The organism is Pseudomonas sp., from assembly GCF_051660785.1.
Lineage (GTDB): Bacteria > Pseudomonadota > Gammaproteobacteria > Pseudomonadales > Pseudomonadaceae > Aquipseudomonas.
Window position 1 is genome coordinate 1 of sequence record NZ_JBOFQE010000075.1, and the last position, 13,104, is coordinate 13,104.

General features: G+C 60.0%; 12 protein-coding genes. 4 read left to right on the forward strand and 8 right to left on the reverse strand.

Annotated features, from left to right (window positions below; all coding sequences use genetic code 11):
* Window positions 1–104 precede the first annotated feature (104 nt).
* Window positions 105–851, reverse strand: coding sequence for a 3-oxoacyl-ACP reductase family protein (locus ACRC4F_RS19685; RefSeq protein WP_438660836.1), 747 nt, complete (start codon window positions 849–851; stop codon window positions 105–107).
* Window positions 852–976: 125 nt separating this feature from the next.
* Here ACRC4F_RS19685 and ACRC4F_RS19690 point away from each other — a divergent pair, with 125 nt between their 5' ends.
* Window positions 977–1,900, forward strand: a complete 924-nt coding sequence (locus ACRC4F_RS19690; protein WP_438660837.1) for a LysR family transcriptional regulator — start codon at window positions 977–979, stop codon at window positions 1,898–1,900.
* Between the two features lie 115 nt (window positions 1,901–2,015).
* Here the strand turns inward: ACRC4F_RS19690 and ACRC4F_RS19695 are convergent, their stop codons facing one another.
* The 3 genes from ACRC4F_RS19695 to ACRC4F_RS19705 form a co-directional block, all read right to left on the reverse strand.
* The gene (locus ACRC4F_RS19695) at window positions 2,016–2,744 is read right to left on the reverse strand and encodes an aspartate/glutamate racemase family protein (RefSeq protein WP_438660838.1); all 729 of its coding nucleotides are present in this window, start codon (window positions 2,742–2,744) and stop codon (window positions 2,016–2,018) included.
* Between the two features lie 56 nt (window positions 2,745–2,800).
* On the reverse strand, window positions 2,801–4,336 hold the full coding sequence (locus tag ACRC4F_RS19700; RefSeq protein WP_438660839.1) for an NCS1 family nucleobase:cation symporter-1: 1,536 nt from the start codon (window positions 4,334–4,336) through the stop codon (window positions 2,801–2,803).
* A 570-nt stretch (window positions 4,337–4,906) separates the two neighbouring features.
* A complete protein-coding gene (locus ACRC4F_RS19705) occupies window positions 4,907–5,647 on the reverse strand; it encodes a phosphoadenylyl-sulfate reductase (protein ID WP_010456562.1) in 741 nt (246 codons plus the stop codon).
* Between the two features lie 173 nt (window positions 5,648–5,820).
* On the opposite strand from ACRC4F_RS19705, the gene thrH reads away from it, so the two are divergent.
* Window positions 5,821–6,438 (forward strand): bifunctional phosphoserine phosphatase/homoserine phosphotransferase ThrH, encoded by a 618-nt coding sequence (gene thrH / locus ACRC4F_RS19710; protein ID WP_438660840.1) that lies wholly within the window; start codon window positions 5,821–5,823, stop codon window positions 6,436–6,438.
* A 127-nt stretch (window positions 6,439–6,565) separates the two neighbouring features.
* Here thrH and pabB read toward each other — a convergent pair whose 3' ends face one another.
* The 4 genes from pabB to ACRC4F_RS19730 form a co-directional block, all read right to left on the reverse strand.
* A complete protein-coding gene (gene pabB / locus ACRC4F_RS19715; protein ID WP_438660841.1) occupies window positions 6,566–7,903 on the reverse strand; it encodes an aminodeoxychorismate synthase component I in 1,338 nt (445 codons plus the stop codon).
* Window positions 7,904–8,110: 207 nt separating this feature from the next.
* A complete protein-coding gene (locus ACRC4F_RS19720) occupies window positions 8,111–9,097 on the reverse strand; it encodes an alpha-L-glutamate ligase-like protein (protein WP_438660842.1) in 987 nt (328 codons plus the stop codon).
* The gene (locus ACRC4F_RS19725; RefSeq protein ID WP_438660843.1) at window positions 9,097–10,632 is read right to left on the reverse strand and encodes an osmotic stress tolerance membrane protein RloB; all 1,536 of its coding nucleotides are present in this window, start codon (window positions 10,630–10,632) and stop codon (window positions 9,097–9,099) included. The genes ACRC4F_RS19720 and ACRC4F_RS19725 overlap by 1 nt, the downstream gene beginning before the upstream one ends.
* Window positions 10,633–10,637: 5 nt before the next feature.
* Window positions 10,638–11,174 (reverse strand): retropepsin-like aspartic peptidase RloA, encoded by a 537-nt coding sequence (locus ACRC4F_RS19730; RefSeq protein WP_438660844.1) that lies wholly within the window; start codon window positions 11,172–11,174, stop codon window positions 10,638–10,640.
* Between the two features lie 302 nt (window positions 11,175–11,476).
* Here ACRC4F_RS19730 and ACRC4F_RS19735 point away from each other — a divergent pair, with 302 nt between their 5' ends.
* A complete protein-coding gene (locus ACRC4F_RS19735) occupies window positions 11,477–12,196 on the forward strand; it encodes a GntR family transcriptional regulator (protein WP_438660980.1) in 720 nt (239 codons plus the stop codon).
* Entirely contained in the window at window positions 12,193–13,083 is an 891-nt protein-coding gene (gene prpB, locus ACRC4F_RS19740) for a methylisocitrate lyase (RefSeq protein WP_438660845.1), read from the forward strand. The genes ACRC4F_RS19735 and prpB overlap by 4 nt, the downstream gene beginning before the upstream one ends.
* Window positions 13,084–13,104 lie beyond the last annotated feature (21 nt).

The following is a 13,104-nucleotide window of genomic DNA, read 5'->3' on the forward strand; positions in this document are numbered from 1 at the left end:
AGCCTGCTCGCGAAGGCGGTGTGTCAGGCAACATTGATGTCGACTGATATTCCGTCTTCGCGAGCAGGCTCGCTCCCACATTTTTTTGGATTGCGTTTAACAGATCAGGCGCCAAAACCACCGTCGATGGCCAGGCTCGCCCCGGTGATGTAACCGGCTTCCGGCCCTGCCAGGTAGGCGACGAAGCTGGCGATTTCTTCGGCAGTGCCGTAACGCCCCACCGCCATCAGCGGGATCAGGCTTTCGGCGAAGTCACCACTGGCCGGGTTCATGTCAGTGTCGACCGGGCCTGGTTGCACGTTGTTGATGGTGATGCCGCGTGGGCCAAGGTCGCGGGCCAGGCCTTTGGTCAGACCGACGAGTGCCGCTTTGCTCATGGCGTACGGACCGCCACCGGCGAAGGGCATGCGATCGGCGTTGGTGCTGCCGATGTTGATGATGCGACTGCCTTCGGTCATGTGTCTGGCGGCAGCCTGGGTGGCGATGAACACGCTGCGCACGTTGATGGCCAAGGTCTGGTCGAAATCTTCCAGTTTGAAATCTTCCAGCGGTGCAACAGCCAGCACGCCAGCGTTGTTGACCAGGATGTCCAGGCGACCAAAGGCTTCTACGGTGGCGGTCACGGCGCTGCGAATGGCCTCGGCGTCGGCGCTGTCAGCCTTGATGGCGAGGGCTTTACCGCCATTGCCGGTGATGCTGTCTTGCAAGGCTTCGGCTTTGGCCGTGGAGCTGACGTAGGTGAAGGCAACAGTCGCGCCTTCAGCGGCCAGGCGTTTGACAATGGCTGCGCCGATGCCGCGGGACCCGCCTTGAATCAAAGCCACTTTACCGCTGAGGTTCTGAGTAGTCATATCGATCTCCGAAGTCCCGAGGCGAAATGTCTCGGTTGATGGAGCCTAGTATCGATTCAGGATTGCACGCTGAGTAGACGGTAATTGCGATAGTCTGTGTAAACCAAAAGTTTATAGTGGCGCTTATGGAAACCTTCAGCAGTATCGAATGCTTCGTGCGCAGCGCCGAGGTCGGCAGCTTCGCCGAAGCTGCGCGACGCTTGAGTCTGACCCCGGCAGCGGTGGGTAAAAGTGTCGCAAAGCTTGAGGCGAGGCTGGGTGTGCGGCTGTTCCAGCGCAGCACGCGCAGCCTGACGCTGACGGAGGCCGGTCATCTGTTTCTCGGCGAAGTGAGTTCCAGTCTTCACACGATCCAGAATGCCGTGGCCAATCTGGCCAGCGCTGAGGGTCGACCGGCGGGGACGCTGAAAGTCAGCATGGGCACGGTGTTCGGGCGTTTGTACATCGTGCCGTTGCTCGGCGAGTTTCTACGGCGATTTCCGGCGATCAACCCGGACTGGCATTTCGATAACCGTCAGGTCGATCTGATTGCTCAGGGTTTCGATGCAGCGATTGGTGGGGGATTTGAACTGCCGCAAGGCGTGGTGGCGCGCAAGCTGACACCGGCGCATCGGGTGTTGGTAGCGTCAGCCGAGTATCTGGCGATGCGGGCTGTGATCATCGAGCCCGATCAACTCAAGGACCACGACGGCATTCTGATCCGCTCCCCGCAAACCGGCCGTGTGCGTTCCTGGCAGTTGACCAGTCGCACTCAGCAACACAACCCGCTGACGCTCAAGGCGCGAATGACCATGAGCGATTCGGAGGCGGCGTGCGCGACAGCCGCCCAGGGGTTGGGCATTGCATTGGTGAGCATGCCGTTTGCGGCAGGATATCTGGAGGCCGGGACGTTGCAACGGGTGTTGCCGGACTGGTATGTCGACGACGGCAACATTTCTATCTATTACGCGGAACACAAACTGCTGCCGGGCAAGACCCGGGTGTTTGTGGATTTCATTATTGAGCAGTTTGCGGAGCAGGGGTTGGGGCAGAGGTTCAGTGCGGTTTGAGTTGGCTTGAGACCGAGTAATCGTTCATCGCGAGCAGGCTCGCTCCCACATTGGATTTATGTCGTTCACAAATTCCCTGTGGGAGCGAGCCTGCTCGCGATGGCCGCACCTCGGTCTATCTGCCAAACCGTCCCGGCCAGCCAATGATTTTCTTGGGCCGCGGCGTCGCATAAGTCCGCACCTTGGAAGTCGACAACCCCAACCGCACCAACGACTCGGCAATCGTCACCGCCGCCGTCACACCATCCACCACCGGCACGCCAGTGCGCTGCCGAATCTGTTCATCCAGCCCGGCCATGCCGCCGCAGCCCAGGCAAATCACCTCAGCCTTGTCCTCCAGCACCGCCAGTTCTGCCTGACGAACAATCGCCTCCAGCGCCCGTTGCGGATCGGATTCCAGCTCCAGCACTGCCAGGCCACTGGCCCGCACCGACGCGCAGCGGTCCCACAGCCCGGACAGTTTCAGCCGATCCTCGATCAACGGCACGGTGCGGTCCAGGGTGGTGACCACCGAATAGGCATGACCAAGAAACATCGCCGTGCTGGCCGCCGCATCGGTGATGTCCACCACCGGCACGTTGAGCAATTCCTGCAAGCCTTCGCGACCGTGCTCGCCATAACCGGCCTGGATCACGGCATCGAAGGGTTGATCGTAAGCCATCACCCGATCCATCACCGCGATGGCGGCCAGGTAGCTTTCGAAATTGCCTTCGATGGAATCGGCGCCGAAGTAGGGCGTCAGGCCGATGATTTCGGTACCTGGCGCGGCCACGGCTTGTGCGGAACGGGCGATGGCCTGGGTGATGGATTCGGTGGTGTTGACGTTGACCACGAGAATTCGCATGGGAAGTCCTTATTGCGGGTGGTTCCGCGACCCGACGCTGCCGGGCCGCCAGTGAGTTAGTGGCTGACGTTGTCGACCGCGATGCTTTCACCGCTGACGTCGGCGTAATGGGGCTGCCGCTTGGCGATGATCAGGTAGAGCATCCCGGCAATCCCGGCACCAATCAGCCAGGAGAAGGGCGATACGGCGTGGAAACCTGGCACCAGCGCCAGCACGATGGCGATCAGCGCCGCAGGAATGAACGCCGCTACGGCGCGTAAATTGACCCCGCGGCTGTAGTAATAAGCGCCGTTGGGGTCTTCGCTGTACAACTGCGGCACGTTGATCTGGCCTTTTCGTACAAGCCAGTAGTCGACCATGATCACGCCGTACAAGGGGCCAAGCAGGGCACCAAGACCGGACAGGAAATACACGATCACCAATGGGCTGTTGTAGAGGTTCCACGGCAGAATCAGCACCGCAATGGTCGCGCTGATCAGCCCGGCACGGCGGAAAGTCAGGTACTTGGGCGCCAGGTTGCTGAGCACGAAGGCCGGGGCGACGAAGTTGGCCATGATGTTCACCGCCACGGTGACGATCAGGAAGGCCAGGCAGCCAAGCACCAGGAAGAAGGTGTTGGGGATCGACGCGATGATTTCAGTCGGGCTTTCGATGATCCGGCCATTGATCTGGAACTGCGCACCGCAGAGCAGGACCGTGATGGCCGCGAACACCAGAATATTCACCGGCAGGCCCCAGAAATTTCCGACCTTGATGGTTTTGCGGCACGGCGAGGAGCGGGCGAAGTCGCAGAAGTTGAGGATCAATGTGCCGTAGATCGCCAGCCACAACGCACCACCGGCAAAGATGTTGCGCCACATCTCGCCACCGGTCAGCGGTTCGCGAATCGACCAGGCGATGGTTGCGTTGGCCTGGGTGTACATCCAGGCGGCGAGGGCGGCGACGGTCAGCAGAATCACCGGGCCGGCGAACGCTTCATAGCGCCGCACCATTTCCATGCCATAGGCGAGGATGCCCAGTTGCACCAGCCAGATCGCCACGAAGCACACCCAGCCCAGGCTCGACAGGCCAAGGATCGAGTCGTGGGCGTAGTCGGCGAAGCCGGGGTGCACCGCCGTCAGCAACACGCGAAACACCACCGACGCCAGGTACGTCTGAATACCGAACCAGGCGATGGCGATAACGGCGCGGATCAATGCAGGAATTTGTGCCCCATGGATACCGAAACTGATCCGGCTGATGACAGGAAACGGCACGCCGGTCTTTTGCCCCATGTAGCCGGAGAGGTTCATGAAGCAATACACCAGCGCCGCACCGATCCCCAGGGACAACAGAATCTGCCAGCCCCCCAAACCCAACGCATACAACCCGATGGCGAAGGAGTAGTTGGCGATGTTGTGAACGTCGTTGGTCCACAGGGCAAAGATGCTGTAGCGGCCCCAGCGTCTACCTTCGGCTTTGGTCGGCGCCAGGTCCTTGTTGTGCAGGCGCGGGCTGAGCACCACGGGTTCTTGAAACGTTTGGTCGTGCGGGGTGGGTGATAAGGAGGGCAGATCCAGCGCGATGTTGTTATTGGAGAGGCTAGTACGCATTCCGGCAGGCTCCGAGCTTGGCGTCGCGATGACTGTGCATGAGCGTGGGCTCGACAAATCTTCGTCGCGGGCAACAAGCATCATTGGTTACGGGGCATCTGCAGCCTGTACGGGATAGGGCGCTTCAGGCTTGCGGATCTAAAGTGTGTGTATGTTTTGAGGTGATTGTATACAAAACATGTATGCACTTAAGCCAGATCCATGCCAGTTACAGGCCTATGAAAGTGGGTGCTAATTTCGATTTGTTATCGAGGTGAGATAAGTGACTGAAAAAAAGGCGATATAAATTGACCGATTGAACAGGTATTTATTTTTCGGTGGAGTATGTGGCAAAGGGCGACTGAGGAAGTCAGGAAAGGAGGATGTAACTTTTTGGGGCGTAGAAACTAAAAGTGCACACACAAATGGCACCTATGGTGACATTCGTGTGTACACATTTATAAGGTCGCACACAAAACCTGTGGGAGTGAGCCTGCTCGCGATAGCGTTGTGGCAGTCGACATCAATGTTGAATGTCAGTCCGTCATCGCGAGCAGGCTCGCTCTACAGGGGAATTCACAGGGCAGGGGATTACGCCTTGGATTTACTGATGATATTCCCCGCATGCAACCCACATTCTTTCTGCGTCGCTTCTTCCCACCACCAGCGGCCTTCACGTTCATGCTGGTTCGGCAGCACCGGACGGGTGCACGGTTCGCAGCCAATGCTGATGAAGCCGCGTTCATGCAGGCTGTTGTACGGCAGCTCGAGCATGCGGATGTAACCCCAGATCTCTTCGCTGGTCATCTGCGCCAGCGGGTTGAACTTGTACAGGGTGCGTTCCGGAGTGGAAAACGCGGTGTCGATTTCCATTACCGCAACGGCACTGCGAGTGCCTGGGCTCTGGTCCCGACGCTGGCCGGTAGCCCAGGCGCTCACGCCGGACAGCTTGCGGCGCAACGGCTCGATCTTGCGGATGCCGCAGCACTCGCCATGGCCGTCCTTGTAGAAACTGAACAGGCCTTTTTCCTTCACGAATGGTTCAAGTTTCGTGTAGTCCGGCGACACCAGTTCGATGTCGATCTTGTAGTGCTCGCGCACCTGATCGATGAAGCGGTAGGTCTCTGGATGCAAGCGACCGGTGTCGAGGCTGAACACCTTGACGTTCTTGTTCAGCTTCCAGGCCATGTCCACCAGCACCACGTCTTCGGCGCCGCTGAAAGATATCCACAGGTCATCGCCAAACTCGGCAAACGCAAGTTTCAGGATGTCCTGGGCGGATTTGTTGGCATAGGTCGTGGCGAGTTCCACGACATCGAACGATGGGCTCATCAGGGCGGCTTCCTACAGGTCGGTGGCGCTTGGCGCTCTATATGGGGCTGATGGTAACAAAATCCTGCGGCGGCGGGCGCTCCCTCTGCGTTGCACGGGGCAGCCTGAGTCGCTAGAGTTCGGCAGTCCTTTTACTCGCTCGACTCAATAATCAATACAAATGGGAGTGTCTTGTGGAAATTGCCTGTCTGGATCTCGAAGGTGTGCTGGTCCCGGAAATCTGGATCGCGTTCGCTGAAAAAACCGGTATTGAATCCCTGAGGGCGACGACCCGGGACATTCCCGACTACGACGTGCTGATGAAGCAGCGTCTGCGGATTCTCGACGAGCACGGCTTGAAACTCACCGACATTCAGGAAGTGATCGCCACGCTAAAGCCACTGGATGGCGCCATCGAGTTTGTCGACTGGCTGCGCGAGCGGTTTCAGGTGGTGATTCTTTCCGACACTTTCTACGAATTTTCCCAGCCGCTGATGCGCCAGCTGGGTTTCCCGACCTTGCTGTGCCATCGCCTGATTACCGACGATTCCGGGCGGGTGACGAGCTATCAGTTGCGTCAGAAAGATCCGAAGCGGCAGTCGGTCCTGGCGTTCAAGAGCCTGTACTACCGGGTGATTGCGGCGGGGGATTCGTACAACGACACCACCATGCTGGGCGAGGCGGATGCGGGGATTCTGTTTCATGCGCCGGATAACGTGATTCGCGAGTTTCCGCAATTTCCGGCGGTGCACAGCTTTGAGGATTTGAAGCAGGAGTTCATCAAGGCTTCCAACCGCGCCCTGACTTTGTAAAACCGATACCTGTGGCGAGGGAGCTTGCTCCCGCTGGGGCGCGAAGCGCCCCCAAAACCAGATACCGCGCATCGTCAGGAAGAACGTGTGCGCAGTCGAGCGGGAGCAAGCTCCATCGCCACAAAAGCTAGAGGTTTTGCAGGGTATCGAGCAGCACCTTCACCTTGGTGATCGACTCTTGATACTCGGCCTGCCACTCCGAGTCCGCGACAATCCCGCCGCCGCCCCAGCAGCACACCTGCCCATCCTTGACCAGCAAGCTGCGAATCGCGATGGAGCTGTCCATCTCGCCGCGCACGTCCAGGTACAGCAACGAGCCGCAGTACAACCCGCGCCGGGTCGGCTCCAGTTCGTCGATGATCTGCATGGCCCGAATCTTCGGTGCACCGGTAATCGAGCCACCCGGAAAACTGCCGGCGATCAGGTCCAGTGCGTCGCGGTCATCCGCCAGTTCGCCGGTCACGCTGCTCACCAGGTGATGCACATTCGGATAGCTTTCCAGACTGAACAACTCCGGCACCCGCACCGAACCGATGCGGCAGGTGCGGCCGAGGTCGTTGCGCAGCAGGTCGACGATCATCAGGTTTTCCGCGCGGTCCTTGGGGCTGGCCAGCAGTTCGGCGGCGTTTGCCGCATCTTCGGCAGCGGTCAGTCCGCGAGGGCGGGTGCCTTTTATCGGGCGGGTTTCCACATGACGTTCGCTGACTTTGACGAAGCGCTCAGGAGACAGGCTCAACACAGCGTCGCCGTCGGGCAGGCTCTGGAAGCCGGAAAACGGCGTTGGGCACGCGGCTCGCAGCGCGACGTACGCGGCCCACGGATCGCCTTGGCATTCAGCTCTAAAGCGCTGGGCGAAGTTGACCTGGTAGCAGTCGCCGGCCTGAATGTATTGCTGAATGCGTTCCAGGGCGTGGCGATATCCATCGGCACTCAAATCGGCCTTCATCGGCGCTTTCAGTTTAAACGGCTCGATCGGTTCCACCGCCGGCTGACTGAACAAGGCGATCAGGCGCTGGCGCTCGCTGTCGACCATGGACGGGTGGAAGACCAACTGAGTTGTGCTCAGTTGGTGATCGCTGAGCAGCGCCCAGTCGTACAGACCGAAGCGCGCGTCAGGCAGTTGCAGGTCGTCCTGCGCCTGGTTCGGCAGATGTTCCAGATGGCGTCCGAAGTCATAACTCAGGTAACCGATCAGGCCACCGGCGAACGGCAGCTCATCAGGAACGGCCGCGTCGCCGAGTCGGGCCAGATTGTCGCGAAGGCGTTGCAGGAAATGCAGGCCGCTCTCGTCCGGCAGCACTGCCAACTGCTCCAGCGGCCAGGCGCTGAGCAGGTCATAACGCCCGCGATCAGCGGTTGGCCGACCGCTGTCGAGCAGCACGGCACCGGGGGCATGACGAATCGCCGCGAAGTACTCGGCGGGGTTGGCGCGGTAGGGCAGCGGGTGTACGGAACAGGTCAACATGGGCGGGGCAGATCAGCCATCGAGGCGGGGGTGGCGATTGTAGTCCTCTGCAGGAGTTGCTCCTAGAGGGGATGTCGGGGATTGGCAGATTGGGAGCGGCTTGCAGGAGACCTGTGGCGAGGGGATTTATCCCCGTTGGACTGCGCAGCAGGCCTGTTTTTTGGGGCCGCTTCGCTGCCCAACGGGGATAAATCCCCTCGCCACAGGTCAACCCTCAACCGCAGGAATATGCCCAAACATCTCCTGAACAAACTCCACTCGTTCGCGCACCGTCTCAGTGATCCCGCGCGCTTTCAACTCTTCCAACCGCGCTTCGACCGCATGCGTGCGCAGCGTCAGCCCGCAGTCATTGGCAATCTGAATGTTCAACCCGGGCCGGGCATTTAGCTCAAGAATCAGCGGGCCCTTTTCCTGGTCGAGCACCATGTCGACACCGATGTAACCCAGCCCGCACAGTTCATAGCACCCGGCAGCGAGTTTCATGAAGCCGTCCCAGTAGGGCAGCTGCACGCCGTCTACCGCATTGGTGGTGTCCGGGTGTTTGGTGATGATGTTGTTCAGCCAGGTGCCGCGCAGGGTCTGCCCGGTCGCGAGGTCGACGCCGACACCGATGGCGCCCTGGTGCAGGTTGGCCTTGCCGCCGGACTGGCGCGTCGGCAAGCGCAGCATGGCCATCACCGGGTAGCCCATGAGCACGATGATGCGAATGTCCGGCACGCCTTCATAGCTGATGCTTTTGAAGATCTGGTCCGGGATCACCCGGTACTCGATCAGTGCGCGGTCACGGTGACCGCCCAGGGAATACAGGCCGGTGAGGATGCTCGAGATATGGTGCTCGAGTTCCTCATGGCCGATGATCTTGCCGGACACCGTGCGATAACGGCCCTCGAAACGGTCGGCAACCACAATGATGCCGTCACCGCCGGCGCCCTGGGCCGGTTTGATCACGAAGTCGCTGCGCCCACCGATGATCTCGCCGAGCTTGTCGATTTCCTTCTCGGTGGAAATCACGCCATACAGTTCCGGCACATGAATGCCGGCCTTGATCGCGCGTTCCTTGGTGATGATCTTGTCATCGACAATCGGGTACAGACTGCGCTTGTTGTACTTGAGCACGTAGTCTGCGTTACGCCGATTGATCCCCATGATGCCCCGGGCTTCCAGGGCCTTCCAGGTCTTCCAGAAGCCGAACATCAGGCGTCAGCCTTCTTCAGGAAAGCCTTGAAGCGAACCAGTTCGGTCAGGCGGTAACCGCGATAACGACCCATCGCCAGCATGAAGCCCACCAGGATCAGCAGGATCGCCGGGAAGGTGAACACGAAGTACACCAGCTCCGGCACGCTCATGATTAGGTGCGCCAGGGAGGCGGCGAACAGCGTGCCGATCGCCACTTTCATCGCATGCCCGGAGCCGCGTTCTTCCCAGGTGATCGACAGGCGCTCGATGGTCATGGTCAGAATCACCATCGGGAACAGCGCCACCGACAGCCCGCGTTCCAGCCCGAGTTTATGACTGAACAGGCTGATCGCCGCGATCAGCACCACCACAAACGTCAGCACCACCGACAGCCTCGGCAGCATCTGCAACTTCAAGTGTTCAAGGTAGGAGCGCAGCGACAGCCCCAGCGCCGTGATCACCGTAAACAACACGATGCCGAAGCCGAGCTGGGTTTCGCGGAAGGCGAGGGCGATCAGCACCGGGGTAAAGGTGCCGAGGGTCTGCAAGCCGATCAGGTTGCGCAGGATCAGGATCACCAGCACGCCGATCGGGATCATCACCATGATCATGAACGTCTGCTGGGTTTGCAGCGGCAAACCGTACAGCGAGTATTCGAGGAAGTTGGCGTCGGTGTTTTCGTCGGTCAGCTTGGCCAGGCGAATCGCGTTCATTTCGCTGTTGTTCAGGCTGAACGTCACGTTGGCTTTCTTGCCGCCATCGACGGTGATCAGGTTTTCGTCACCGGTCCACCACAGCAGGCGGTCGGTCGGCAGGCCCTGTTCGCCGGTCTCCGGGTTGAAGTACAGCCAGTCGGTGCCGTTGAAGCTGCGCAGCCAGAGTTCCGGCAGTTGCGGCTGGTCGGCCACCAGGCGGATGGTGTGGACCTTTTCTACCGGCACGTGGGCGATGGACAGCACCAGCTCGACGATTTTCGCCTTGTGGCCGGGGGACGGATCGCCGCCCAGCAACAGCTTCACGTTGTCGTCGTTGAGATTGTTGACACGCTTGATGGCTTCGCCGATGAAGGTTTCGACGTCGGCCGAGTGTTGGCGGATCGGGGCGAGCAGGGCCTCGGCGGCGACTTTTTCCGCGCCTTCGACGGCAATGCTGTCGCGGAAGGTTGGACCTTTGACCTTGGATTTCTCGCCGGTGTAGCGCTTGGTCAGCACCAGGCGGTAATAAAGCGTTTGATTGCCCTTGGCCCGACGTGCCGACCAGGTCACCTTGCGGTTGCCGTCGACGCGGTTCACGGCCACGCCATAGTTGTTGGAAATGAAGCTCTCATTGAGGCTGACGTAATCGCGGCTCAGCGGCGGCACGAACATCTGGATCTTGACCGGGTCTTTGGCACTGGCGACGAACTCGACCTTGGCGTCGATGTTCCACAAGTCGTCGGTGGCGTCTTCGGTCACGGGAATACCGAGCACGAAAATCTGATAGGCCGTAACTGAAATGCCCAGCACCACCAGGATGGCGATCAGCAGTTTCAGGTGGAGGGTAAGAGAGCGCATTGGAATTACTCTGCGGTATGTGCGTCGGTGGCGCAGGCGGGTTTGCCAGCAGCGTATTTAAGACTGGGGTCGACCAGCGCGTCGAAGCGTTTCAGCGCTTCGGAGCCAATCAAGAGCGGGTATTGGAAGGCACTTCGGTCAGTTAGGTTCACTTCAATGCTGCGTAAAGCCGAACCCATGCAGATATCCAGCTCGATCACCGGACGGGCGGTGTACTTCTTGCCTTCGTCCGGGTCGTAGTCGCCCGCACGGCGCTTGATCTTGCTGACGCGGGCCAGTGGCCGTTCGATAGGGTGCGAATGCGCGGCGTCGATGGCCAGATAGAAGCGCACCCACGACTCGCCATTGCGTTTGAAGCGTTTGATGTCGCGGGCACTCAAGGACGCTGTTTTCGCCCCGGTGTCGAGTTTGGCGGCGACTTCCAGGTCGATGCCATTCAGCGAAGCGTACTCGTTGAGGCCGTACACGGTCTTTTCCCCCGCCGCGGCGAAACCGGGCAGGCAAAGAAGATAAAGGAAGGTGGGGAAGGGCTTGAGTCTCATAAATCCTGGTGCGCAGCGGTCCGTACTTCGATTCAAGGCCCTGGCATTGCTGCGCAAGCTCCCTCGTATGCCTATCAACTATTTATGACAAGCCGTGCAGATGTCACAAACAAATGCGGGCGGCATTCTAGCACGGTGGGTTTATGGCGCCACCGCTGGCGGGCGGCTATAAACAGAGGGGCTGCTTCGTTGTGGTGCAGTCGGTTATTAGACGATTGTCGACACTATCTATTTATTCTTTGACTGTTGCGCCTGTTTTCGCTAGTTTTTGCGGCATTGGCTTTCAAGGTGTCGACAATATGCTGGATCAACTCGATCCCCCGGTGATAACGCAAGACGAGTCGGAGACGCTGTCCGAAAACGTCTTCCGCCGTATTCAGGCGGCTATCGTCAAAGGCGAGATCGCCCCGGGCAGCAAGATCTCCGAGCCGGAACTGGCCCGTACCTATGGCATCAGCCGCGGACCGCTGCGCGAGGCGATCCATCGTCTGGAAGGCCAGCGCTTGCTGGTGCGTGTGCCGCACGTCGGGGCGCGGGTGGTTTCGCTGAGCCACGCCGAGCTGCTGGAGCTCTACGAGATCCGCGAATCCCTTGAAGGCATGGCCTGCCGTCTTGCGGCCGAGCGCATGACGCTCGAAGAAATCGACGAACTGCGCCGGGTCCTCGAAACCCACGAGCGGGATGAGGCGTTTCAGGCGGGCCGAGGCTATTACCAGCAGGAAGGCGACTTCGACTTCCACTACCGGATCATCCAGGGCAGCGGCAACCGCACCCTGACGCAAATGCTCTGCGGCGAGCTGTATCAGCTGGTGCGCATGTACCGCATCCAGTTTTCCACCACGCCCAATCGCCCGCACCAGGCCTTTGCCGAGCACCACCGAATTCTCGACGCCATCGCCGACCGTGACGGTGAGCTGGCCGAGTTGTTGATGCGCCGCCACATCGGCGCTTCCAAACGCAATATCGCCCGTCATTACCAGGACGGCGCTAACCAGACAGCCACTGAACGAGGTGAGTCATGAGTTCCAACAAGAGCACTCCAGGCCAGCGTTTCCGCGATGCGGTCGCCAGCGAACATCCGCTGCAAGTGGTCGGCGCAATCAACGCCAACCACGCGTTGCTGGCCAAGCGCGCCGGTTTCAAGGCTATTTATCTGTCGGGTGGCGGGGTGGCTGCCGGCTCCCTCGGCGTGCCGGACCTGGGCATCACCGGCCTGGATGACGTGCTGACCGACGTTCGTCGCATCACCGACGTGTGCGACCTGCCGCTGCTGGTGGACGTGGACACCGGTTTCGGTTCCTCGGCGTTCAACGTCGCGCGTACCGTCAAATCGATGATCAAGTTCGGCGCGGCGGCGATTCATATCGAAGACCAGGTCGGCGCCAAGCGCTGCGGTCACCGTCCTAATAAAGAGATCGTGTCGCTGCAGGAAATGGTCGACCGGATCAAGGCTGCGGTTGATGCGCGCACCGATGACAGCTTCGTGATCATGGCCCGCACCGACGCCCTGGCCGTGGAAGGTCTGGAATCTGCGCTGGATCGCGCCGCGGCGTGCATCGAGGCTGGCGCCGACATGATCTTCCCGGAAGCCATCACCGAACTGGACATGTACAAGCTGTTCGCCAGCCGCGTGAAAGCGCCGATCCTGGCCAACATCACCGAATTCGGCGCGACGCCGCTGTACACCACCGAGCAGCTCGCCGGTGCCGACGTCTCGCTGGTGCTATACCCATTGTCCGCATTCCGCGCGATGAACAAGGCAGCGGAAAACGTCTACACCGCGATCCGCCGCGACGGCACGCAGCAGAACGTCATCGACACCATGCAGACCCGCATGGAGCTTTACGACCGCATCGACTACCACACCTTCGAGCAGAAACTCGATGCGTTGTTTGCGGCGAAGAAGTAGAGATTTATGTAGCAGCTGCCG